Here is a 22,544-nt window from a genome sequence, read left to right as displayed (position 1 = left end):
TGCTATGAGTCTGAATTTTCTTGATTTTGAACAGCCGATTGCAGAGCTGGAAGCGAAAATTGACTCGCTGACTGCAGTCAGCCGTCAAGACGAAAAATTAGATATTAATCTGGACGAAGAGGTTCAGCGCCTGCGTGAAAAGAGCGTTGAGCTGACGCGCAAGATTTTTGCCGATCTTGGGGCCTGGCAGATTGCCCAATTGGCACGCCACCCGCGCCGTCCTTATACCCTGGATTATATCAAACACATCTTTACCGACTTCGAAGAGTTGGCGGGCGATCGCGCTTACGCTGACGACAAAGCGATCGTCGGTGGCATTGCGCGCCTGGATGGCCGCCCGGTGATGATCATCGGGCACCAGAAAGGCCGTGAAACCAAAGAGAAGATCCGCCGCAACTTCGGCATGCCGGCGCCGGAAGGTTACCGTAAGGCGCTGCGCCTGATGGAAATGGCCGCCCGCTTCAAGATGCCGCTCATCACCTTTATCGATACTCCGGGCGCTTATCCGGGCGTGGGTGCGGAAGAACGCGGCCAGTCAGAAGCCATCGCGCGCAACCTGCGTGAGATGTCGCGTCTGAACATCCCGGTCATCTGCACCGTCATCGGCGAAGGTGGCTCCGGCGGCGCGCTGGCGATCGGCGTGGGCGATAAAGTGAACATGCTGCAGTACAGCACCTACTCGGTGATTTCGCCGGAAGGCTGTGCCTCCATCCTGTGGAAGAGTGCCGACAAGGCACCGCTGGCCGCAGAAGCGATGGGCATTACCGCACCGCGTCTGAAAGAGTTAAAGCTGATCGATTCGGTAATCCCGGAGCCGCTGGGTTCCGCGCACCGCGACGTGCCGGCGATGGCTGCCGCGCTGAAAGCGCAGCTGCTGGCCGATCTGAAAGATCTGGATGGTCTGAACGACGAAGAGTTGCTCAACCGTCGCTACCAGCGTCTGATGAACTACGGCTACTGCTGAGTTCTGTTCTTCGCTGCAAGAAACCGCCTCCGGGCGGTTTTTTTTTGGCTACACACCGCCGGATTTTCGTGGTGTTATAGAGACTTGGCCGTTAACTGACAGGAGCTGCCGATGAATATCATCGCCATCATGGGCCCGACGGGCGTCTACTACAAAGATGAGCCGATCCGCGAGCTCCACGCTGCGCTGGCCACCATGGGATTCCAACTGGTGTACCCCAAAAACAGCGGTGACCTGCTGAAGCTGATCGAAGCCAATGCCCGCATCTGTGGGGTGATCTTCGACTGGGACGACTACAGCCTGGAGCTGTGCAGCGAGATCAACGAGCTGAACGAATACCTACCGCTGTACGCCTTTATCAATACCCACTCCACCTTCGACGTCAGCCTGCATGAAATGCGCATGGTGCTCTATTTCTTCGAGTATGGCCTGAATGCGGCGGACGATATCGCGCAGCGCATCCAGCAGTACACCGCAGAATATATTGATACCATTACGCCGCCGCTGACCAAGGCGCTGTTCAACTACGTGCGTGAAGGGAAGTACACCTTCTGCACGCCGGGCCACATGGCCGGTACCGCGTTCCAAAAAAGCCCGGTGGGCTGCCTGTTCTATGACTTTTTCGGCGCCAATACCCTGAAGGCCGACATTTCGATTTCGGTCACCGAGCTCGGCTCGCTGTTGGATCACACCGGGCCGCACCTCGAGGCCGAAGAGTATATTGCGCGTACTTTCAACGCCGAGCAGAGCTATCTGGTTACCAACGGCACCTCCACCGCCAACAAGATCGTCGGCATGTATTCGGCGCCGGCGGGCAGCACGGTGCTGATCGACCGCAACTGCCACAAATCGCTGTGCCACTTGCTGATGATGAGCGATATCGTTCCGATCTATCTGCGCCCGCTGCGCAACGCCTACGGCATCCTTGGCGGCATTCCGCAGCGCGAGTTCACCCGCGCCAGCATCGCCGCTCGGGTGCAGGAGACCCCGAACGCCACCTGGCCGGTGCATGCGGTGATCACCAATTCCACCTATGACGGCCTGCTGTATAACACCGACTACATCAAGCAGACGCTGGCAGTGCCGTCGATCCACTTCGACTCCGCCTGGGTGCCTTACACCAACTTCCATCCGATTTACGACGGCAAGAGCGGCATGAGCGGCGATCGGGTGCCCGGAAAGGTCATCTACGAAACCCAGTCTACACATAAACTGCTGGCGGCCTTCTCTCAGGCCTCGATGATTCATATCAAGGGCGACTACGACGAGAGCACCTTCAATGAAGCCTACATGATGCACACCACCACCTCGCCGCACTATGGCATTGTGGCATCGATGGAGACCGCCGCCGCCATGCTGCGCGGCAACCCGGGGCGCCGCTTGATCAATCGATCGGTGGAGCGCGCGCTGCATTTTCGCCGTGAAGTGCAGCGGCTGCGCGAGGAGAGCGACAGTTGGTTCTTTGACATTTGGCAGCCGGAGGAGATCGATGAGGCGCAGTGTTGGCCATTGGATCCTGACGATAACTGGCACGGCTTCGGCCAGACCGATCGCGATCACATGTACCTCGATCCGATCAAGGTGACGATCCTGACGCCGGGCATGAATGAGCTGGGGGCGCTGGAGGAAGAGGGGATCCCGGCGGCGCTGGTGGCGAAGTATCTCGACGAGCGCGGCATCGTGGTGGAGAAGACCGGGCCGTACAACCTGCTGTTCCTGTTCAGCATCGGCATCGACAAAACCAAGGCGATGAGCCTGTTGCGCGGCCTGACTGATTTCAAGCGCGCCTACGATCTCAACCTGCGGGTGAAGAACATGCTGCCGGATCTGTACGCCGAGGATCCGGATTTTTATCGCCATATGCGTATCCAGGATCTGGCCGCCGGCATTCATCGGCTGATCCGCCAACACGATCTGCCGCGCCTGATGCAGCGGGCGTTCGACGTGCTGCCTGAAATGAAGCTGACGCCGCACCAGATGTTCCAGGAGCAGGTGCGCGGCAATGTGGAAACCTGCGAGCTGGATCAGTTGGTGGGCAAGGTGGCGGCCAATATGATCCTGCCTTATCCGCCGGGCGTGCCGCTGGTGATGCCGGGAGAAATGATCACCGAAGAGAGCCGGGCGGTGCTCGATTTCCTGCTGATGCTGTGCTCTATCGGTGAGCGCTATCCCGGTTTTGAAACCGACATCCACGGCGCCAAACTGACGGAGGACGGGCGCTATCTGGTGAAGGTGTTGAAAGCGCCAGCATAATCGTTTAGGCGAATTCTCGGCAGATCAGGTTCACGCTGTCGAGCGGCAGCGGTTCCTGTGTCAGGCCGCAAAACGGTTGGCCATTGCGCTGCTGGTGATAGCGGCAGCGGTGGCATTCGCCGAACAGCGCCGCATTTTCCTGCCGCTGCAGTTGGCGCAGCAGCTGGGTTAACAGCGCCTGCAACTGTTCGCCGTCCTGCTGCATGGCGTCTTGCGCCTGCTGCAGATAGGCAGGAGGAAACAGAGTCTCCATTAAACTTCGCGATTTTTCTGTCAGCCGCAGCCGCACGCTGCGGCGATCCTTTGCGTCCGCCGTGCGGGCGATCATGCCGTTCAGCTCCAGCTTTTTCAGCGATTGGGACACCGTTCCCTTGGTCAGGCCAAGGTATTCCGCCACGGCCATCGGCGTGTTGGAGTAATGATTACAGCGTGCCAGATAGTAGAGCGCGCTCAGCTGCACCGGCGGCAGGCTTTCCAATTCTTCGTGGCTGCGCAGCCAGCTGCGTTGCAGGCTATTCAGGCGTTCAAGCAGATCAAACAGTTTTAGCATCGTATCCTCATCAGGCTGCGTAAATAGTATCGATTAAAAACTATATTGACAAGTCATTGGTGCTGGCATACTGTTCACATTGTTTCGATTCGAAACAATATGGGTAAGTAAACGTGCCCGAAACCGTCAATACCAAGGAGAATGAGGATGACTAAGGCCGTGTTTTATCATGCCGGCTGCCCGGTATGCGTGAGTGCCGAACAGCAGCTGTTGGGACTGTTGAGCGATAACGTGCAGGTGGAAGTGGTGCACCTGGGGGAACGCCCAACGCGCGTGGCGGAAGCTGAGCGCCTCGGCGTGCAGAGTGTACCGGCGCTGGTGGTCGATGGGCAGGTGCTGCACATCAACTTCGGCGCGGCGTTGGCGGATCTGAAGGCCTGAGACGCCGTGTGCTGAATCATGCCCCGCGGCAATCCGCGGGGTTTTTGCCGTTGACGTCATCGCCGCCGCCAGATACCGTGCCCCATCAGAATGAACAGGAGAGGGTTTCTATGCTGGGATTACGTCAGGTGCATCACATTGCGATCATTGGCGCGAACTACGCTGCCAGTAAGCATTTCTATTGCGATATTCTCGGTTTTACCCTGCTGAGTGAAGTTTACCGCGAGGAGCGCGACTCCTGGAAAGCGGATCTCGCGCTCAACGGACAATACACTATCGAACTGTTTTCTTTCCCTTCGCCGCCGGCCCGCGTCAGCCGCCCGGAGGCCTGCGGCCTGCGCCATCTGGCGTTCAGCGTTGACGACATCGATCGGGCCATCGCCCATCTGCAGGCGGCCGGCGTTGCCTGCGAACCGGTGCGCGTCGATCCCTACACCCAATCCCGCTTTACCTTTTTCAGCGATCCTGATGGTTTACCGTTAGAATTATACGAGAGTTAACGGCTTAATCGCCTCCCGGCGGCCACAGCCGGGGGCGGTTATGCTATGATCGCGCCCTTGCCCTACATGCCTACAGAGTTATTTCCGCCATGCAAGAGCCTGCTTTTCGCGTCGGGGAGTGGCTGGTTACCCCTGCCGACAACACCATCAGCCAAGACGGCCGCCAGAAAACGCTGGAACCGCGCCTGATCGACATGCTGTGCTATTTCGCCCGGCACCCCGATGTGGTGCTGAGCCGCGACGAGCTGATCGACAACGTCTGGAAGCGCAATATCGTCACCAACCACGTGGTGACCCAATGTATTTCAGAGCTGCGCAAATACCTGAAAGACGGCGACAGCGACAGCCCGGAATACATTATCACCGTGCCCAAGCGTGGGTATAAGCTGGCGACGTCGGTGATATGGTGTGAAGAGGGAGAGACGCAACCCGCTCCCGCACAGGCGCCGCAGATCGCGGTGATCATGCATGAGCCGGAAGACGGCAGCGATGACGACGACGAGACGCCGTACGTGCCGCCGAGCCGGCCCCGAGCGCCGGTCGCCGCGCCTGACGAAAAGCAGCCGCGCTTTTATCTCCGCTCGACGTTCTGGGTGTGGCTGGCGTTTCTGGCGGCGCTCAGCGTCTGCGTGGCGTTTGTCGGCATCGCCACGCTGTCGCAGCGCGTGCCGGTTTCGACCATGCCGGTGCTGCTCAATCCGCGCGATATCGATATCCGCATTCAGGGCGGCGAGAGCTGCAGCAACTGGATGCCGCAGCTTTCCTATGTGGTGGGCGTCAGCGAGCTGATCACCGATTCGCTCAACACCTACTCGACCTTCCTGGTGCACGACCAGACCAATTACAACTATTCCGGCCCCAGCAACTCGGGCAAGTCGCTGTATATCGAGTTCGTCAATCAGCGCCACTACCGCGCCCAGCAGTGTTTCCTGTCCGTGCGGCTGGTGGATAACGCCGACAGCTCAATCATGTTGGACAAGCGTTACTTCATTACCGCCGATAACCAGCTGAAGATCCAAAGCGATTTCCTCGCCAGCCTGTCCACGGCGCTGAAGCAGCCCTGGCCGCCGCAGTTGGAGCAGCGTCTGGCGCAGCTGCTGCCCGACAACGGGCCGCTGCTGCAGCGCTTCTACCAGGCACATCAATTGTTGATCCACGGTGATGCCGATTCGTTGACTCGCGCCAGCGCTCAGCTGAGCGAGCTGATTAAAAGCGCGCCGAATTTCCACTACCTGCTGGCGGAAAAGGCGCTGGTGGATGTGCTACGCAATTCTTACCAACCGTTCGACAGCCAGGCCTTGGCACAATTGCGCGCCGATATCAGCCATCTGACGACGCTCCCCGAATTGAAAAACACGCCGATCATGCAGCAAGTTCTGGCGGTCGATGCGTTGGCGCAGGGGCGCATTGACGAGGCGCACCGGGCGATCGATCTGGGGATTGAGTTGCAAATGTCGTGGCTGAATTATGTGTTGCTGGGCAAAGTGTATGAAATGCAGGGGCAGAATCATTTGGCGGCGGATTCTTATATTACCGCGTTCAATTTACGCCCCGGTGAGGATACCTTGCATTGGATCACCAATGGCGTATTCCAGACGTCATTGACCAACGTGGTGCCTTATTTAAATAACTACCAGCACCAATAATTAACCGATACTACGCCGCCATTATTCTCCGGGAATGCTGTCGGCGTTATTTATTGGTGAAGACATGTTGCGCCATTGTGTTATTTTGCTGCGTAATATTGTTCCTTTTCTGTCGTTTGTTATTCATTATTAACCTGGGCATCATTCTGTTTTTAAACGATGTTTATCTTTTCTTTAGCAAACCTTTTTATCTTGATGTGTTAATCAAAAACCTCAGGTTATCATTTGTATGATCATGAGCGTAATCTCACTTTATCTTTAGGACTTTATTCCCCCCGATGGTTAGCATCCTGACTATCAAGCCGGCTCATTAAAATTTTTTATTTATGGGTGTGGCTTATAAGAAACGTAAATCAGGAGAAACTGACCATGGCTTCACCCAAGAAAATAGGGCTTATTGCCTGCACCGGCGTCGTCGCCGGTAATATGATGGGGAGCGGGATTGCCTTATTGCCCGCCAACCTGGCGAGTCTCGGATCCATCGCCATTTGGGGGTGGGTGATCTCGATTATCGGGGCGATGTCGCTGGCCTATGTGTATGCCCGTCTCGCCACCAAAAACCCGCAGCAGGGCGGCCCTATCGCCTACGCCGGTGAAATTTCCCCGGCCTTCGGTTTCCAGACCGGCGTGCTTTATTACCATGCCAACTGGATCGGTAACCTGGCCATCGGCATTACCGCCGTTTCTTATCTCTCCACCTTCTTCCCGGCGCTGAACAACCCGATACCTGCCGGTATCGCCTGTATCGCCATCGTGTGGGTCTTCACCTTCGTCAACATGCTGGGCGGAACCTGGGTCAGCCGTTTGACTACCCTGGGCCTGGTATTGGTGTTGATCCCGGTGATCGTGACCGCCACCCTCGGCTGGCACTGGTTTGACGCCGCCACCTACCAGGCTAACTGGAATACCTCCGGCACCACCGACAGCCATGCGGTCATCAAAAGTATTCTGCTGTGCCTGTGGGCGTTCATCGGCGTGGAATCCGCGGCGGTCAGCACCGGCATGGTGAAAAACCCGAAACGTACCGTGCCGCTGGCGACCATGCTCGGCACCGGCCTGGCGGGCATCATCTACATCGCCGCCACCCAGGTGATCAGCGGCATGTTCCCGGCGTCTGAAATGGCCGCCAGCGGCGCGCCGTTCGCCATCAGCGCCTCGGCGATTATGGGCAACTGGGCCGCACCGATGGTTTCCGCCTTCACCGCCTTCGCCTGCCTGACCTCACTCGGTTCGTGGATGATGCTGGTCGGCCAGGCCGGGGTGCGCGCCGCCAACGACGGCAACTTCCCGAAAGTGTACGGCGAGCTGGATAAAAACGGCATTCCGAAAAAAGGCCTGCTGCTGGCCGGCTGCAAAATGACCGCGCTGATGGTGCTGATCACCCTGATGAGCTCCGCCGGCGGCAAGGCTTCCGACCTGTTCGGCGAGCTGACCGGCATCGCGGTGCTGCTGACCATGCTGCCTTACTTCTATTCCTGCGTAGATCTGATCCGCTTCGAAGGGGTCAACGTGCGCAACCTGCTGAGCCTGATCGCTTCGGTGTGCGGCTGCGGCTTCTGCTTCATCGCGCTGATGGGCGCCAACTCATTCGAACTGTCCGGCACCTTTATCATCAGCCTGATTATCCTGATGTTCTACGCCCGGAAAATGAATACCCGCCAGGCTGCCAACGCAGCGGCGGTCGATGAAAACACCACGGCCAAAGCGCACTGATTCGCGTCCGCTGACCGACTGAATTTACCCAGCCCCTTTCTTTCCGACCTGTCAGCCGCGACGGGAAGGGGCTTGCTTTGCCAGGAGAAATGCATATGAACGTTATCGCCATCATGAATCACATGGGTGTCTACTTCAAAGAAGAGCCTATCCGTGAACTGCATCAGGCGCTGGAAAGTCTGGATTTCCGCATCGTTTACCCTAACGATCGCGAAGACCTGCTGAAACTGATCGAGAACAACGCCCGCCTGTGCGGGGTGATCTTCGACTGGGACAAATACAACCTGGAGCTGTGCGAAGAGATCAGTCAGCTGAACGAATACATGCCGCTGTACGCGTTCGCCAACACCTATTCCACGCTGGACGTCAGCCTGAACGATCTGCGCATGCAGGTGCGCTTCTTCGAGTATGCGCTTGGCGCGGCAACCGACATCGCCGCCAAGATCAAACAGAATACCGACGAATATATCGACACCATCCTGCCGCCGTTGACCAAGGCGCTGTTTAAATACGTGCGCGAAGGCAAATACACTTTCTGTACGCCGGGCCACATGGGCGGCACCGCGTTCCAGAAGAGCCCGGTGGGCAGCCTGTTCTACGATTTCTTCGGCCCGAACACCATGAAGTCGGATATTTCGATTTCGGTGTCCGAACTGGGGTCGCTGCTGGATCACTCCGGCCCGCACAAAGAGGCGGAGGAGTACATTTCCCGCGTGTTCAACGCCGAACGCAGCTACATGGTCACCAACGGCACCTCCACCGCCAACAAGATCGTCGGCATGTATTCGGCGCCGGCGGGCAGCACGGTGCTGATTGACCGTAACTGCCACAAGTCGCTGACTCACCTGATGATGATGAGCGACATCACGCCGATCTACTTCCGCCCGACCCGCAACGCCTACGGCATCCTCGGCGGCATTCCGCAGAGCGAGTTCCAGCGCGCCACCATCGCCAAGCGCGTGAAGGAGACCCCGAACGCCACCTGGCCGGTGCACGCGGTGATCACCAACTCCACCTATGACGGGCTGCTGTACAACACCGACTTTATCAAGAACACCCTGGACGTGAAGTCGATCCACTTCGATTCCGCCTGGGTGCCTTACACCAACTTCCACCCGATCTATAAAGGCAAGTGCGGCATGAGCGGCGGCCGCGTGGAGGGCAAGGTGATCTACGAAACCCAGTCCACCCACAAACTGCTGGCGGCCTTCTCGCAGGCTTCGATGATTCATGTGAAGGGCGATATCAACGAAGAGACTTTCAACGAAGCCTACATGATGCACACCACCACCTCGCCGCACTACGGCATCGTGGCGTCGACCGAAACCGCCGCGGCGATGATGAAAGGCAACGCCGGCAAGCGCCTGATCCACGGTTCTATCGAACGCGCGATCAAGTTCCGCAAAGAGATTAAACGCCTGAAAGTCGAGTCCGACGGCTGGTTCTTCGACGTCTGGCAGCCGGAGCATATCGATGAGCCGGAATGCTGGCCGCTGCGCTCCGACAGCGCCTGGCACGGTTTCAAGAACATCGACAACGAACACATGTATCTGGACCCGATCAAGGTCACCATTCTGACGCCGGGGATGAGCAAGGAAGGCGAGATGCAGCCGTTCGGTATCCCGGCCAGCATCGTGGCGAAATACCTCGACGAGCGCGGCATCATCGTCGAGAAAACCGGGCCGTACAACCTGCTGTTCCTGTTCAGCATCGGCATCGACAAAACCAAGGCGCTCAGCCTGCTGCGCGCGATGACCGACTTCAAACGCTCGTTCGATCTGAACCTGCGGGTGAAAAACATGCTGCCTTCGCTGTATCACGAAGCGCCTGATTTCTATGAAAACATGCGCATTCAGGATCTGGCGCAGAACATTCACCGCCTGGTGGAGCAGCACAACCTGCCGGACCTGATGTACCGCGCGTTCGAAGTGCTGCCAACCATGGTGATGAATCCGTACCAGGCGTTCCAGAAAGAGCTGCACGGCGAAGTGGAAGAGGTCTATCTGGAAGAGATGGTCGGCAAGGTCAACGCCAACATGATCCTCCCATACCCGCCGGGCGTGCCGCTGGTGATGCCGGGCGAGATGCTGACCGAAGAGAGCCGGCCGGTGCTGGAGTTCCTGCAGATGCTGTGCGAAATCGGCGCGCATTATCCGGGCTTTGAAACCGACATTCACGGCGCCTATCGTCAGGCGGACGGACGTTATCGGGTGAAAGTGCTGAAGGCGAAATAACCGCAGCCAATAAGAGGGGAGGCGCTCGCGCTTCCCCTTTGCCGTTCACCGACTGATGGGAGACCTCCATGAAAACACCCTCACAGCCGCGCGCAATCTACTATGTCGTAGCGATACAAATTTGGGAATATTTCAGCTTTTACGGCATGCGTGCGTTACTGATCCTCTATCTGACCCACCAACTCGGCTATACCGACAGCCACGCCATCGATCTCTACAGCGCTTACGCTTCGTTAGTTTACGTCACTCCTATTCTTGGCGGCTGGCTCGCCGACCGCCTGCTGGGCAACCGCGTCGCGGTGATCGCCGGTGCGGCGCTGATGACCCTGGGGCATATCGTGCTCGGCCTGAGCGCGGTCTCCGCCCAGTCGCTCTATCTGGCGCTGGCCATCATCATCTGTGGCTATGGCCTGTTCAAATCCAATATCAGCTGCCTGCTGGGCGAACTGTATCCGGCGCAGGACTCACGCCGCGAAGGGGGCTTCTCGCTGCTGTACGCCGCCGGCAACGTCGGATCTATTCTGGCGCCGATCGCCTGCGGGTTGGCGGCCGAGCGCTATGGCTGGCACGTCGGCTTTGCGTTGGCCGGGATTGGCATGTTCGCCGGCCTGGTGATTTTCCTGCTCGGCGGACGCCATTTCCGCCACACGCGCGGCGTGAATGCACCGCTGATGCGCGCCAGAAGCCTGGGCCTGCCGCACTGGGGTTGGCTGCTGGTGGTGCTGCTGGCGTCGCCGCTGTTCTTCACGCTGCTGTTTGAACGTGGCTGGGCCGGCTATTTGCTCGGGTTGGTGTGCGTGGCGGCGGTGGTGCTGGTGGCACGCATTATGCTGCGCGCGGACACCGGCCAGCGCCGGGGGCTGTGGCAGATCGTTGTGCTGATGCTGCTAGGCACGCTGTTCTGGGCCTTTGCCCAGCAGGGCGGCAGCTCCATCAGCCTGTTTATCGATCATTTCGTTGACCGGCGCTGGTTCGGCTGGACGGTGCCGACCGCCTTGTTCCAGTCGGTTAACGCCTGTGCGGTGATGCTGGGCGGCGTGGCGCTGGCCTGGCTGGCGAGTGGCGATGGCGACCGCACGCTGCGCATCTGGTGCAAGTTCGCCTTCGGTCTGCTGTTGATCGGCGTCGGCTTTACGCTGATGGCGCTTAATACCCGGCTGCACGGGCCGGGATCGATGGGGCTGATGATCGCCGGTTTGGCGGTGATGGGCTTTGCCGAACTGTTTATCGATCCGGTGGCGATGGCGCAGATCACCCGGCTGAATATCCCCGGCGCCACCGGCGTGTTGACCGGCATCTATATGTTGGCGACCGGTTCGATCGCCAACTATCTGGCGGGCATCATCGCCAATCAGACCGCCGAGGACCACATCGAAGGGGCGGCGATGCAGGCGTATGGCCGCATTTTCGCCCAGATCGGCTGGGGAGCGGCCGGATGTGCGCTGGCGGTGATCGCGGTGCTGGGCGGCTGGTGGCTGCTGACGCGACGCCAGGCCCGGACGGTTAATGCTTGATTGATGGCGGTAGGCGGGGTTAACGTGCAGCTATGTAGAAGTGACAAAGCCTACCGATGGATACTGATCAATTAACGACGCAGGTGGCGGACCAGCTGGGCGCGCAGCAGCGGCTGCTGGTGGCGTTCAGCGGCGGCCTGGATTCCAGCGTGCTGCTGCATCTGCTGGCGGCGTTGCGCCGCCAACGTCCGGCGCTGCAGCTGCGTGCGCTGCACGTGCATCATGGCCTGAGCGCTTTTGCCGACCGTTGGGTTGAGCATTGCCGCAGCCGGTGTGCCGACTGGCAGATCCCGCTGACGGTGACGCACGTGCAGGTAGATGCCCGCCAGGGCGGCATCGAAGCGGCGGCGCGTGCGGCGCGCTATGCCGCCTTCCGCGCAGCATTGGCGGAGGGCGAAGCGCTGCTCACCGCCCAACACCTTGACGATCAAAGCGAAACCTTCCTGTTGGCGCTCAAGCGCGGCAGCGGGCCGGCGGGGTTGTCGGCGATGGCGGCGCGCGCCACGCTGGGCGAGCACCTGCTGTTGCGGCCGCTGCTGGGCTGCTCGCGTCAAACGCTGGAAAATTACGCGCAACGCCACGGCTTGGCCTGGATAGACGACGACAGCAATCAGGACACGCGCTTCGATCGCAATTTCCTGCGGTTGCAGGTGTTGCCGCAGCTCAATCAACGTTGGCCGCACTTCGCCTCGGCGGTGGCGCGCAGCGCCAGCCTGTGCGCCGAACAGGAACAATTGTTGGACGAGCTGCTGGCGGAACCGCTGCAAAGCCTGTTGGCGGCGGATCGCTCATTGGCGATCGACGGTTTGACGGCCTGTTCGCCGGTGCGGCGCTTCGCTCTGTTGCGGCGCTGGATCGCATTGTTCAACGTCACCATGCCGGCGCGTGAGCAGTTGCAGCGTCTGTGGGATGAGGTGGCGCTCAGCCGGGAAGATGCCGAACCGCAGCTGCAGCTCGGCGCCTATCAGATCCGCCGTTTCCGCGGCCGATTGCACCTGTTGCCGCCGCTGGCGGCGCTGCGCGATGTGCATCTGCCCTGGCAGCCTGACCAGCCGCTGACGTTGCCGGACGGGCTGGGGCAGTTGGTTGCCGGTGAGGGCGATCTGGCGCTGCGCGCACCGCAGCCATCGCAGCAGATTAGCATTCGTTTCGGCGGCTTACAGGGCGCGGTGCGCATCGTGGGGCGCGTCCATTCGCGGCCGATAAAAAAACTGTGGCAGGAGCTGGGTATTCCTCCCTGGCAGCGTGAACGCATCCCGTTGATTTATTATGATGAGCAGCTGATCGCCGCGCTGGGCGTATTCGTCTGTGAGGCGGGGCAGGTGCCGGAAGGCGAACGCCCGTGGCGGCTGCGCTGGGAAAAAAATCATAATCGTGAGGAGCAATGATGAAGTTTGTGGAAATCGCGCTGTTGGCTGCCGGCCTGTTCAGCCTGCCGGCGTTGGCGGCGGGAGATGCGGCGGCCGGCCAGGCCAAAGCCGCCGCCTGTGCGGCCTGCCACGGCGCGCAGGGCAAGGTGACGGTGCCGATGTACCCGAATCTGGCCGGGCAGAATGCCATGTACCTGCAGCACGCATTGCAGGCGTACAAGAAAGGGGAACGCAACGGCGGCCAGGCCGAGGTGATGAAGGCCTACGTGTCGGGGCTGTCGGATGACGATATCGCCGATCTGGCGGCCTATTACGCCAGCCTGAAGCCCTAAATGACGAGGGCAGCCGTTGGGCTGCCCTGTTGGGATGGGGTTACCGCTGCTCAGTCCGACAGGCTGACGACCACGGTACCGATTTCCGGATGACTGAAACTGCTGATATGGTCCAGACGCAGGTCGCGCTGCTGGCCGTTCTGTTCGATGGTCAGATACTCAACGCGTTTCTTTTGCAGCAGGTCGATCGCCTTGGCCTCGATCACTTCTCCGTCGCGTAACTCCAGCTTCAGAATAAGTTTATGCTGACAGGCGAGTTCCAGGTTGTCGTAGTCATCGCAATTGATGGGTTGGTACTCATCATTCATCAACATAGTCGCTCACCAATAAGTTAGCGGCGGCAAAGGCCGCCTGTTCCCTAACGGAGGACGGTAGCGCATCGTTCGCTGCGACATCGTCCAATGCCTTTAACGCACAAGCCAGCGCATCAGGCACGTAGCCAAGATCTCCACTGCCAATCTCGGCGTAAGTACGGCGTACTAACTCACAGTATTGTTGCACAGTTTCCTCCCTTAAGAACCTCTGCATCATCAAGACTACTATCGCGATGAGGCGCAGGCTCTCGGAGTTTTATCCTATCCTAGACGACTATAGCACAGCTGTTATGGAGTTATCAGCACCCCGGCACGCCTTTCGCACTGCCGTGGCCTGGCCGCGCTGGCGGGGTTTGGCCCTGATCAAGTACACTGTCGCCGGATAATAACGAGGTCACCCATGGCGCTGAAAGCAACCATTTATAAAGCCGCGGTCAATATTGCTGATATGGATCGTCACTTCTACCACGACGCCACGCTGACGCTGGCGCAACACCCGTCCGAAAATGAGCAGCGCATGATGCTGCGCCTGTTGGCCTGGATCTGTCATGCCGACGAGCGGTTGGTGTTCACCAAAGGGCTGAGCGCCGACGACGAGCCGGAGATCTGGCAGCGCAACGACCACAACGGGCTGGAAATGTGGATCGAGATGGGATTACCCGACGAAAAACGCATCCGCAAGGCCTGCAACCAGTCGCCGCGCGTGGTGTTGTACGCTTACGGCGAGCGCGCTGCGCACGTGTGGTGGCAGGGAATGCAGGGTAAGGTGGCCGGCTACAAGAACCTGAGCGTGCGTTTCCTTGACGACGAGCAGTTGGCGCGCCTGACGGCATTGGCCAGCCGCACCATGACGCTGCAGGCAACGCTGCAGGAGGGAACTATTTGGCTGTCCGATGCTCAGAATAGTCTGGAAATCCAGTTTGCCGAGTGGCAGCAGGCACAGGTGTAACCGGTGCTGGAACTGTCAAGAAACGTAGCCATACCGGATAATGAACTGGAATTGACGGCGATCCGCGCACAGGGCGCGGGCGGCCAGCACGTGAACAAAACCTCAACGGCGATCCATTTGCGCTTTGACATCCGGGCATCCAGCCTGCCAGAGTATTATAAGGAAAGGCTGCTGGCGCTGAATCATCATCTCATTACCGCTGATGGCGTAGTGATTATCAAGGCGCAAGAGTATCGCAGTCAGGAATTGAATCGCGAAGCGGCGTTGGCCAGGTTGGTCGCGCTGATTCAGCAGGCGATGGTGGTGGAAAAAACGCGCAAGGCGACCAAGCCGACGAAAGGGGCGAAACTGCGTCGCCTGGAAGGCAAGACGCGTAAAGGCGCCACCAAGGCGCTGCGTGGCAAGGTTCGCACTTAGGAATACATGAACACAGTAGGAGAATAACTGTGAAGAAAATTACGGTAGCCCTGTTCTTGGCGGCAGGCGCACTCTCGTTGTTGGGATGCAACAATCATTATCAGCCGAAGGAACAACCGCTGCAGGCGATGCCGCAGAGTTATCAAGGATTGTTGCCTTGCGCCGATTGCGGCGGGCTGGATACGGCGCTGTTCCTGGATGAGGACGGCACCTTTGTTCTGCAGGAAACCTATCGCGGCACCAAAGACGGCGATCAGACCTTTGCCGACTACGGCAAATGGGCGCGCACTGCGGATAAGCTGGTGCTGACCGACAGCACCGGTGAAAAACGTTACTTCCGTCCGGTGGGCAAGAGCCTGGAGATGCTGGATCGCAGCGGCGCGCCGATCGCCTCCAAGCTGAACTATCGCCTGGAGCCGATTGAAAAACCGTTGCCTAAAACGCCGATGGTGATGAAAGGCAGTTACACCTATATGGCGGATGCGGCAGTCTTCAAGGACTGCGCTACCGGCATCACGTTCCCGGTGGATAACAACATCGCGCTGGAGCAAGGTTACGCCAAAGCCAACAAAAATGCCGGCGAGCCGGTGTTCCTGACCTTCAATGCGCATTTCAGCGTGCAGCCATCGATGGAAGAAGGGCTGATAGAGAAGGCGGTGGTACCGGACGGCAAAATCGCGTTCGACCGCAGCAAAAACTGCAGCAGCAAGTAAGCGTTTTCGGATATAAAAAAACCCGCCTAGGCGGGTTTTTTATTTTCTGGCGTTCGTCGCTCAGCGTTTGATCTGGCCCAGCAGGAAATCAACGATTTCGCCGGTTTTGATCATTTGCTTCTCGCCGACGCGGCGGTTCTTGTACTCGATCTCTTCGTTGTCGAGGTTACGGTCACCGATAACGATAGAGTGCGGCACGCCGATCAGTTCCATATCCGCGAACATCACGCCCGGACGCTCTTTGCGGTCATCGAGGATCACGTCGATGCCATGGGAGCGCAGAGTGTTGTACAGCTCTTCGGCGAGCGCCTGCACGCGGAACGACTTGTGCATGTTCATCGGCAGAATAGCGACCTGGAACGGCGCGATAGCGTCCGGCCAGATGATGCCGCGTTCGTCGTGGTTCTGCTCGATGGCGGCGGCCACAACGCGCGTGACTCCGATGCCGTAGCAACCCATGGTCAGTACCTGGTTACGGCCATCTTCGCCTTGCACGGTCGCTTTCATCGCTTCCGAATACTTGGTGCCGAGCTGGAAGATATGGCCCACTTCGATGCCACGTTTGATCAGCAGCGTACCCTGACCGTCCGGGCTGGCGTCGCCTTCCACCACGTTACGGATATCGGCCACCTGCGGCAGCGGCAGATCGCGCTCCCAGTTGATGCCGAAGTAGTGTTTGCCGTCAACGTTGGCGCCGGCGCCAAAGTCGCTCATCGCCGCCACGCTGCGGTCAGCTACCACCGGCATCGGCAGGTTGACCGGGCCGAGTGAACCCGGGCCGGCACCGACGATGGCGCGAATTTCTTCTTCGGTGGCGAAGGTCAGCGGCGTGGCAACCAGCGCCAGCTTCTCTGCCTTGACTTCGTTCAGCTCGTGATCGCCGCGCACCAGCAGAGCGACCAGCTTGTGGCCGCTCTCTTCGGTGGCGCGTACCATCAGCGTCTTCACGGTTTTTTCCACTGGCAGCGCGAATTGCTCGACCAGCTCGGCGATGGTTTTTGCGTTCGGGGTATCTACCAGGCGCAGCGCTTCGCTGGCCGCCGCGCGCGGAGCCGCCGGCGCGACCGCTTCCGCCAGCTCGATGTTGGCGGCGAAGTCGGAACCGGTGGAGAACACGATATCGTCTTCACCGCTGTCTGCCAGCACCTGGAATTCGTGCGACGCACTGCCGCCGATCGAGCCGGTATCGGCCTGCACCGGGCGGAAATCCAGGCCCATGCGGCTGAAGATTTTGCTGTACGCTTCGTACATCGCGTCGTAAGTCTCCTGCAGAGACTCCTGCGAGGTATGGAAGGAGTAGGCATCCTTCATCAGGAACTCACGGGAACGCATCACGCCGAAACGTGGGCGCACTTCATCACGGAACTTGGTCTGGATCTGGAAGAAGTTCAGCGGCAGTTGCTTGTACGAGCTGATCTCGTTGCGGATCAGATCGGTAATCACTTCTTCATGCGTCGGGCCCAGCACGAAAGGACGGTCACCGCGGTCGACGAAGCGCAGCAGCTCGGGGCCGTATTGCTCCCAACGGCCGCTTTCCTGCCACAGGTCGGCAGGCTGAACCACCGGCATGGACACTTCGATCGCGTTAGCATTGTTCATTTCTTCGCGAACGATGTTTTCAACCTTCTTCAGAACGCGCAGGCCGGTCGGCAGCCAGGTGTAAAGACCGGAGGCCAGCTTGCGGATCATCCCGGCGCGCAGCATCAGCTGGTGGCTGATCACTTCGGCGTCGGCAGGTGTCTCCTTCAGAGTGGAGAGCAGATATTGGCTAGTACGCATGGTGTTTTGGTTCCGTTAGAACTGCAAATTGCATCGGGCTGCCAGAGTGGCGGCCAAAAAGTGATTTAGTTTACCAGCGCGAGCGGGTCGCCAAAAGAGAGGCGGCGGAATTTTAACGCGGGTCGAGCGACAGCACTTCGGTGTGGCCGTCCACGACGCGCCAGCGCACGTTGAAATCCAGCAGCCAGACGGCGTAATCCCGTTCGACGTCCTCTCCTTTACGATAGGCGGGACGGGGGTCCTGTGCCAGCACCTGGCTGATAAAACGTCTTAATTGCGGGTAGCGCGCCTGATGTTGCTGCAGCTGCTGTTCCGCCTGCGGCGCGAAACGCACCGGCATATCGCCGGCGGGCGCGGCCTGGGCAAAGCCGGCGCGGGCCTGCGGTTGGCTCTCGGCGAACGGCAGATAAGGCTTGATGTCCACCACCGGGGTACCGTCGACCAGATCGAGGCTGCCCAGTTCCAGCGCCACTTCCCCGTTTTTCACCCGTACGCCTTTGAGCTCAATGAGCGACATGCCGAGCGGGTTGGGGCGGAAGGTGGAGCGGGTGGCGAACACGCCCATGCGGGCATTGCCGCCTAAACGCGGTGGGCGTACCGTCGGGCGCCAGCCGCCTTCCATGGTTTGATGGAAAATGAACATCACCCACAGATGGCTGAAATCGCTGAGACCGCGAACCGCTTCCGCCTGGTTGTAGGGCGGTAGCAACAGCAGTTCGCCGCCACCGTCTTCGACCAGCCCAGGTTGGCGGGGCACGGCGAATTTCTCTTTATACGGCGAGCGGATCACGCCGATCTGCTCGAAAACGAATTCGGTCATTTGGACGAGACGTTAAGCGCCGAGCCCTGGCAGACGGCCTGCTGATAACAACCGGCGACGCCGCTGACAATCTGGCAGTCGTGCAGCAGCACGGCGTTGGCCTTCATGTAAGACGCGCGGATTTGCATGCGTTTACGGGCGGTAGCCAGATTCGGTGGGGAGTCTTGTACGGTGGTTTGGCACGATTCGCCGGACACTTCACCCAGATCGCGGAACGGTTTACCCACGAGTTCTTCTGCACTTTTATACAGTTTTACCGGAGCGGGGCGGGCGGCCGGCGTGGTCTTGGCCGGGGCGGTCGTGGTCGGCTTGCTGGTGCTGTTTGTTGAGGATGGCGCGATACGTTGCGATGAACATCCGGCCAGCGCGAGCGCTAACAAACAGAGAGGTAAAACACGCATTGAGATTCCTCTGCCTTAATGAAAGTGGCGCTATTGAAGCAATCTATGGCGGAAATAACAAGACGGGCCTTGGCCCGTCTTGCAATTATAGGAATAAAATTGGTGAATAAGCGCTTACCAGCCTTTCACCGCACCGCCGTTGAAGATTTTGTTGGCGGCGGCGTCAACTTCGTCAGACTGATAGGCCTGCACGAATTTCTTCACGTTTTCCGCATCTTTGTTATCTTCGCGCGCAACCAGCAGGTTGACGTAAGGCGAGTCTTTATCTTCCACGAACAGACCGTCTTTCGCCGGCGTCAGGCCGATCTGGCTGGCGTAGGTGGTATTGATCACCGCCAGCGCGATCTGCTGATCGTCCAGAGAACGTGGCAGCTGAGGCGCTTCCAGCTCAACCAGCTTCAGGTTTTTCGGGTTCTCGGTCACGTCCAGCACGGTCGGCAGCAGGCCAACGCCGTCTTTCAGTTTGATCAGGCCGACTTTCTGCAGCAGCAGCAGCGAGCGGCCCAGGTTGGTCGGATCGTTCGGCAGTGCGATCTGAGAACCCTCTTTCAGTTCGTCCAGCGATTTGATTTTCTTGGAGTAACCGGCGATCGGGTAAACAAAGGTGCTGCCGACCGGCACCAGCTTGTAGCCGCGATCTTTGATCTGCTGATCCAGATAAGGCTTGTGCTGGAAGGCGTTCAGGTCGATATCGCCTTTGCTCAGCGCTTCGTTTGGCAGCACGTAATCGTTGAAGGTGACCAGCTCGACGTCCAGACCGTATTTCTCTTTCGCCACTTTCTGCGCCACTTCAGCCACTTGCTGTTCTGCGCCGACGATCACGCCGACCTTGATGTGGTTTGGATTCTTTTCATCCTGGCCACAGCCCGCCAGAGCCAGAGTGCCGATCAGTGCGCCAATTGTCGCGATGGATTTAAATGTTAACGACATATCCCTTCCTCATTAGACTCGCATTAATATGCTGTGAAACTATTTATGGGTAACGGCTTTGACGATGCGATCGCCGCAGAATTGGATCAGATAAACCAAAACTACCAGTAATACTAATACGGTATTCATAACTGTGGCGTTATAACCGATATAACCGTATTGGTAACCGATTTGGCCCAGACCGCCGGCACCGACCGCGCCGCCCATGGCGGAGTAACCCACCAGGGTGATTAGGGTGATGGTCGCGGCGTTGACCAGGCCCGGTAGGGCTTCCGGCAGCAACACTTTCTTGATGATCTGCATCGGCGTGGCGCCCATGGCGCGCGCCGCTTCCACCAGACCGGACGGGATCTCCAGCAGGGCGTTTTCCACCATGCGCGCGATGAACGGCGCGGCGCCCACGGTCAACGGCACGATGGCCGCCTGAAGACCGATCGAGGTACCGACGATCATGCGGGTAAAAGGAATCATCCAAACCAGCAGGATAATGAACGGGATGGAACGGAAGATGTTCACCAGCCCGGACAGGATCTTATACAGCGAATTGTTGGCGATGATCTGCCCCGGGCGGGTCACATACAGCAGCACGCCGACCGGCAGGCCGAGCACGAAACCGAAGAAGCCGGAGACAAAGGTCATCATGACGGTTTCCCACACGCCACGTGCCATCAACCACATCATTGCCTCAGACATAACCCAGAACCTCTACTTTTACCTGATTTTCTTGCAGGAACTTAATCGTCGCCAGCGCGTCTTCGTCGCTGCCGTGCAGCTCCGCCAGCATCACGCCGAATTTCACGCCGCCGGCATAATCCATCTGGGCGCTGATAATGTTGTTGTTCACGTTGAAGCGGCGAGCGGCTTCAGACAGCAGCGGCGCATCGACCGACTGGCCGGTGAATTCCAGGCGCAGCAGCGGCTGACGGTCGCCCTGGCGCTCCGGCGACAGGCGCGCGGCGTAGTCGTCCGGAATATCCAGATGCAGCGTGGACTGAATGAACTGTTGGGCCAGCGGGGTTTTCGGGTGTGAGAACACTTCGCTGACGCTGTCTTTTTCGATCAGTTGCCCCTGGCTGATGACCGCGACCTGGTCGCAGATGCGTTTCACCACGTCCATTTCATGGGTGATGAGCAGAATGGTCAGGCCCAGACGGCGGTTGATGTCTTTCAGCAGTTCCAGGATGGAACGGGTGGTGGCCGGATCCAGCGCGCTGGTGGCTTCGTCGCACAGCAGCACTTTGGGGTTACTGGCCAGCGCGCGCGCGATCGCCACGCGCTGTTTCTGGCCGCCGGACAGGTTGGCCGGATAGGCGTCGTGTTTGTCCGCCAGGCCGACCAGCTCCAGCAGTTCGGTCACGCGCTTTTTGATCTCGGCGCGCGGCGTATTATCCAGCTCCAGCGGCAGCGCGACGTTGCCGAACACCGTGCGGGAAGAGAGCAGGTTGAAGTGCTGGAAGATCATGCCGATTTGGCGACGGGCGCGCGTCAGTTCGCTTTCCGACAGCGAAGTCAGATCCTGACCGTCGACCAGGACCTGGCCGGACGTAGGGCGCTCAAGCATGTTGGCGCAGCGAATCAGCGTGCTTTTACCGGCGCCGGAAGACCCGATAACGCCATAGATTTGCCCGGCAGGGACGTGAAGGGTCACGTCAGAGAGCGCGGTAATGGTGCGCGAACCCTGCTGGAACACTTTAGTGATGTTAGAAAGTTTAATCATATTCTTCTTATTTTAGCGTGGTTGCCCGTGGCTAGATAAAAGTAAACCTCGGCGTGGAACCAAGGTATGGATCAGATGTTAAGGCGTCTAGACGTCTAAGTCAACGGCCAGCGACGTTCTCCGGCGTTCTCAGTGCGGGGTAAAACATGCGATACTGTCAGCGTATTCAGCCCCTCAGGAGCAAAGCGGTGACACAAAGCGTTCCAGCAATTTTTCTCGATCGTGACGGTACGATTAATGTTGACCATGGTTATGTCCATGAAATCGACAATTTCCACTTTATTGACGGCGTGATTGACGCCTGTCGCGAACTTAAAAAGATGGGCTTCGCGTTGGTGATGGTGACCAACCAGTCCGGCATTGCGCGCGGCAAGTTCAGCGAAGACCAGTTTATGTACCTGACCGAGTGGATGGACTGGTCGCTGGCCGATCGCGATGTCGACTTCGACGGCATCTATTTCTGCCCGCATCATCCGGAGGCGGCAGTAGAGGAGTATCGTCAGGTGTGCGACTGCCGTAAACCGCAGCCGGGCATGCTGTTGCAAGCGCAGCAGGAATTGAACATCGATATGGCCGCTTCTTATATGGTGGGGGATAAACCGGAAGACATGCAGGCGGCGATCGCGGCCGGCGTCGGCACCAAGGTGCTGGTGCGTACCGGCAAGCCGGTGACGGAGCAGGGCGAAAAGCTGGCCGATTGGGTGCTTAATAGCCTGGCGGACCTGCCTGCAGCCATCAAAAAGCGGGTTTAATAGGCGTTACGAATGAATAGTGAGCGGTCAGATAAAAAATGCATATTAACGCTTGTCATTCTGAACCGGCTCCCTATAATGCGCCTCCATCGACACGGAACATGTGAACAACTTCACAGAGTATCCGGGGGTCGCAGAGAAAAAATCCTGAAAATTAGGGTTGACTCTGAAAGAGGAAAGCGTAATATACGCCACCTCGAGTTAGCAAGCGAAAGCGCCTAACTCACTGCTCTTTAACAATTTATCAGACAATCTGTGTGGGCACTCCACAAGACGATATCCAGCATCTTCGGAT

At 58.6% G+C, this 22,544-nt stretch carries 23 protein-coding genes; 14 read left to right on the top strand and 9 right to left on the bottom strand.

The features are described 5' to 3' along the window. Positions 1-4: 4 nt before the first annotated feature. Together accA and ACJ8HA_RS18890 are read left to right on the top strand one after the other, a co-directional pair. Positions 5-964 carry an acetyl-CoA carboxylase carboxyl transferase subunit alpha gene (gene accA, locus ACJ8HA_RS18895; RefSeq protein ID WP_019455765.1) on the top strand — a complete coding sequence of 320 codons (960 nt, stop codon included), beginning with the start codon at positions 5-7 and terminating at the stop codon, positions 962-964. A 111-nt stretch (positions 965-1,075) separates the two neighbouring features. Continuing rightward, complete coding sequence (locus tag ACJ8HA_RS18890) at positions 1,076-3,217, top strand: lysine decarboxylase LdcC (RefSeq protein WP_025304026.1); 2,142 nt, start codon at positions 1,076-1,078, stop codon at positions 3,215-3,217. 4 nt (positions 3,218-3,221) lie between these two features. Here ACJ8HA_RS18890 and ACJ8HA_RS18885 read toward each other — a convergent pair whose 3' ends face one another. Then, complete coding sequence (locus ACJ8HA_RS18885) at positions 3,222-3,767, bottom strand: MarR family winged helix-turn-helix transcriptional regulator (protein WP_025304025.1); 546 nt, start codon at positions 3,765-3,767, stop codon at positions 3,222-3,224. A 147-nt stretch (positions 3,768-3,914) separates the two neighbouring features. Between ACJ8HA_RS18885 and ACJ8HA_RS18880 the strand changes: the two genes are divergently transcribed. The 8 genes from ACJ8HA_RS18880 to ACJ8HA_RS18845 all read left to right on the top strand — a co-directional run bounded on the left by ACJ8HA_RS18880 (position 3,915) and on the right by ACJ8HA_RS18845 (position 13,457). Further along, entirely contained in the window at positions 3,915-4,148 is a 234-nt protein-coding gene (locus ACJ8HA_RS18880; RefSeq protein WP_025304024.1) for a glutaredoxin domain-containing protein, read from the top strand. A gap of 110 nt (positions 4,149-4,258) precedes the next feature. Beyond that, a complete protein-coding gene (locus ACJ8HA_RS18875; protein WP_025304023.1) occupies positions 4,259-4,648 on the top strand; it encodes a VOC family protein in 390 nt (129 codons plus the stop codon). A gap of 89 nt (positions 4,649-4,737) precedes the next feature. After that, positions 4,738-6,294: a lysine decarboxylation/transport transcriptional activator CadC gene (gene cadC / locus ACJ8HA_RS18870; protein ID WP_442515442.1), complete on the top strand. Its 1,557-nt coding sequence runs from the start codon at positions 4,738-4,740 to the stop codon at positions 6,292-6,294. A 369-nt stretch (positions 6,295-6,663) separates the two neighbouring features. Next, positions 6,664-8,007: a cadaverine/lysine antiporter gene (gene cadB, locus ACJ8HA_RS18865; RefSeq protein WP_025304021.1), complete on the top strand. Its 1,344-nt coding sequence runs from the start codon at positions 6,664-6,666 to the stop codon at positions 8,005-8,007. 95 nt (positions 8,008-8,102) lie between these two features. Beyond that, positions 8,103-10,241 carry a lysine decarboxylase CadA gene (cadA, locus tag ACJ8HA_RS18860; RefSeq protein ID WP_025304020.1) on the top strand — a complete coding sequence of 713 codons (2,139 nt, stop codon included), beginning with the start codon at positions 8,103-8,105 and terminating at the stop codon, positions 10,239-10,241. Between the two features lie 68 nt (positions 10,242-10,309). Next, positions 10,310-11,755 carry a dipeptide permease DtpD gene (dtpD, locus tag ACJ8HA_RS18855; protein ID WP_164100102.1) on the top strand — a complete coding sequence of 482 codons (1,446 nt, stop codon included), beginning with the start codon at positions 10,310-10,312 and terminating at the stop codon, positions 11,753-11,755. Between the two features lie 56 nt (positions 11,756-11,811). Next, positions 11,812-13,143, top strand: a complete 1,332-nt coding sequence (gene tilS, locus ACJ8HA_RS18850; protein ID WP_442515441.1) for a tRNA lysidine(34) synthetase TilS — start codon at positions 11,812-11,814, stop codon at positions 13,141-13,143. Beyond that, positions 13,143-13,457, top strand: a complete 315-nt coding sequence (locus ACJ8HA_RS18845) for a c-type cytochrome (protein ID WP_025304017.1) — start codon at positions 13,143-13,145, stop codon at positions 13,455-13,457. Before tilS ends, ACJ8HA_RS18845 begins: the two co-directional genes overlap by 1 nt. A gap of 50 nt (positions 13,458-13,507) precedes the next feature. On the opposite strand, the gene rof is transcribed toward ACJ8HA_RS18845, so the two are convergent. Next, the gene (gene rof / locus ACJ8HA_RS18840; protein ID WP_004931991.1) at positions 13,508-13,771 is read right to left on the bottom strand and encodes a Rho-binding antiterminator; all 264 of its coding nucleotides are present in this window, start codon (positions 13,769-13,771) and stop codon (positions 13,508-13,510) included. After that, a complete protein-coding gene (locus tag ACJ8HA_RS18835) occupies positions 13,758-13,958 on the bottom strand; it encodes a YaeP family protein (protein ID WP_004931993.1) in 201 nt (66 codons plus the stop codon). The genes rof and ACJ8HA_RS18835 overlap by 14 nt, the downstream gene beginning before the upstream one ends. A 213-nt stretch (positions 13,959-14,171) precedes the next feature. On the opposite strand from ACJ8HA_RS18835, the gene ACJ8HA_RS18830 reads away from it, so the two are divergent. Genes ACJ8HA_RS18830 through nlpE form a run of 3 tightly spaced genes read left to right on the top strand, consistent with a single transcriptional unit; the run spans position 14,172 to position 15,850 of the window. Continuing rightward, positions 14,172-14,720 carry a YaeQ family protein gene (locus ACJ8HA_RS18830; RefSeq protein WP_025304016.1) on the top strand — a complete coding sequence of 183 codons (549 nt, stop codon included), beginning with the start codon at positions 14,172-14,174 and terminating at the stop codon, positions 14,718-14,720. Positions 14,721-14,723: 3 nt separating this feature from the next. Next, the gene (gene arfB / locus ACJ8HA_RS18825) at positions 14,724-15,137 is read left to right on the top strand and encodes an alternative ribosome rescue aminoacyl-tRNA hydrolase ArfB (RefSeq protein WP_004931997.1); all 414 of its coding nucleotides are present in this window, start codon (positions 14,724-14,726) and stop codon (positions 15,135-15,137) included. A gap of 29 nt (positions 15,138-15,166) precedes the next feature. Continuing rightward, positions 15,167-15,850: an envelope stress response activation lipoprotein NlpE gene (nlpE, locus tag ACJ8HA_RS18820; RefSeq protein ID WP_089196205.1), complete on the top strand. Its 684-nt coding sequence runs from the start codon at positions 15,167-15,169 to the stop codon at positions 15,848-15,850. Positions 15,851-15,910: 60 nt separating this feature from the next. On the opposite strand, the gene proS is transcribed toward nlpE, so the two are convergent. The 6 genes from proS to metN all read right to left on the bottom strand — a co-directional run bounded on the left by proS (position 15,911) and on the right by metN (position 21,497). Continuing rightward, positions 15,911-17,629, bottom strand: a complete 1,719-nt coding sequence (gene proS, locus ACJ8HA_RS18815; protein WP_089196204.1) for a proline--tRNA ligase — start codon at positions 17,627-17,629, stop codon at positions 15,911-15,913. Positions 17,630-17,741: 112 nt separating this feature from the next. Further along, entirely contained in the window at positions 17,742-18,449 is a 708-nt protein-coding gene (gene tsaA / locus ACJ8HA_RS18810) for a tRNA (N6-threonylcarbamoyladenosine(37)-N6)-methyltransferase TrmO (protein ID WP_033644898.1), read from the bottom strand. After that, positions 18,446-18,850: an Rcs stress response system protein RcsF gene (rcsF, locus tag ACJ8HA_RS18805; protein ID WP_025304011.1), complete on the bottom strand. Its 405-nt coding sequence runs from the start codon at positions 18,848-18,850 to the stop codon at positions 18,446-18,448. The genes tsaA and rcsF overlap by 4 nt, the downstream gene beginning before the upstream one ends. A 114-nt stretch (positions 18,851-18,964) precedes the next feature. Next, a complete protein-coding gene (locus tag ACJ8HA_RS18800) occupies positions 18,965-19,780 on the bottom strand; it encodes a MetQ/NlpA family lipoprotein (RefSeq protein ID WP_025304010.1) in 816 nt (271 codons plus the stop codon). 39 nt (positions 19,781-19,819) lie between these two features. Further along, positions 19,820-20,473: a methionine ABC transporter permease MetI gene (locus ACJ8HA_RS18795; protein ID WP_004932010.1), complete on the bottom strand. Its 654-nt coding sequence runs from the start codon at positions 20,471-20,473 to the stop codon at positions 19,820-19,822. Further along, entirely contained in the window at positions 20,466-21,497 is a 1,032-nt protein-coding gene (gene metN / locus ACJ8HA_RS18790) for a methionine ABC transporter ATP-binding protein MetN (RefSeq protein ID WP_004932012.1), read from the bottom strand. Before metN ends, ACJ8HA_RS18795 begins: the two co-directional genes overlap by 8 nt. A gap of 188 nt (positions 21,498-21,685) precedes the next feature. Between metN and gmhB the strand changes: the two genes are divergently transcribed. Beyond that, the gene (gene gmhB / locus ACJ8HA_RS18785) at positions 21,686-22,249 is read left to right on the top strand and encodes a D-glycero-beta-D-manno-heptose 1,7-bisphosphate 7-phosphatase (RefSeq protein WP_025304009.1); all 564 of its coding nucleotides are present in this window, start codon (positions 21,686-21,688) and stop codon (positions 22,247-22,249) included. Positions 22,250-22,544 lie beyond the last annotated feature (295 nt).

Source organism: Serratia sp. CY33802, assembly GCF_052169095.1.
GTDB classification, from domain to species: domain Bacteria; phylum Pseudomonadota; class Gammaproteobacteria; order Enterobacterales; family Enterobacteriaceae; genus Serratia; species Serratia bockelmannii.
This window is presented reverse-complemented; position numbering and strand designations above follow the sequence as displayed.

Coding starts and splice junctions, on each gene's coding strand:
- accA (WP_019455765.1), top strand. CDS start 5: ATGAGTCTGAATTTTCTTGATTTTGAACAGCCGATTGCAGAGCTGGAA.
- ACJ8HA_RS18800 (WP_025304010.1), bottom strand. CDS start 19,780: ATGTCGTTAACATTTAAATCCATCGCGACAATTGGCGCACTGATCGGC.
- ACJ8HA_RS18890 (WP_025304026.1), top strand. CDS start 1,076: ATGAATATCATCGCCATCATGGGCCCGACGGGCGTCTACTACAAAGAT.
- tilS (WP_442515441.1), top strand. CDS start 11,812: ATGGATACTGATCAATTAACGACGCAGGTGGCGGACCAGCTGGGCGCG.
- dtpD (WP_164100102.1), top strand. CDS start 10,310: ATGAAAACACCCTCACAGCCGCGCGCAATCTACTATGTCGTAGCGATA.
- cadC (WP_442515442.1), top strand. CDS start 4,738: ATGCAAGAGCCTGCTTTTCGCGTCGGGGAGTGGCTGGTTACCCCTGCC.
- tsaA (WP_033644898.1), bottom strand. CDS start 18,449: ATGACCGAATTCGTTTTCGAGCAGATCGGCGTGATCCGCTCGCCGTAT.
- ACJ8HA_RS18795 (WP_004932010.1), bottom strand. CDS start 20,473: ATGTCTGAGGCAATGATGTGGTTGATGGCACGTGGCGTGTGGGAAACC.
- cadA (WP_025304020.1), top strand. CDS start 8,103: ATGAACGTTATCGCCATCATGAATCACATGGGTGTCTACTTCAAAGAA.
- rof (WP_004931991.1), bottom strand. CDS start 13,771: ATGTTGATGAATGATGAGTACCAACCCATCAATTGCGATGACTACGAC.
- ACJ8HA_RS18880 (WP_025304024.1), top strand. CDS start 3,915: ATGACTAAGGCCGTGTTTTATCATGCCGGCTGCCCGGTATGCGTGAGT.
- proS (WP_089196204.1), bottom strand. CDS start 17,629: ATGCGTACTAGCCAATATCTGCTCTCCACTCTGAAGGAGACACCTGCC.
- metN (WP_004932012.1), bottom strand. CDS start 21,497: ATGATTAAACTTTCTAACATCACTAAAGTGTTCCAGCAGGGTTCGCGC.
- cadB (WP_025304021.1), top strand. CDS start 6,664: ATGGCTTCACCCAAGAAAATAGGGCTTATTGCCTGCACCGGCGTCGTC.
- ACJ8HA_RS18885 (WP_025304025.1), bottom strand. CDS start 3,767: ATGCTAAAACTGTTTGATCTGCTTGAACGCCTGAATAGCCTGCAACGC.
- ACJ8HA_RS18830 (WP_025304016.1), top strand. CDS start 14,172: ATGGCGCTGAAAGCAACCATTTATAAAGCCGCGGTCAATATTGCTGAT.
- ACJ8HA_RS18845 (WP_025304017.1), top strand. CDS start 13,143: ATGAAGTTTGTGGAAATCGCGCTGTTGGCTGCCGGCCTGTTCAGCCTG.
- ACJ8HA_RS18875 (WP_025304023.1), top strand. CDS start 4,259: ATGCTGGGATTACGTCAGGTGCATCACATTGCGATCATTGGCGCGAAC.
- rcsF (WP_025304011.1), bottom strand. CDS start 18,850: ATGCGTGTTTTACCTCTCTGTTTGTTAGCGCTCGCGCTGGCCGGATGT.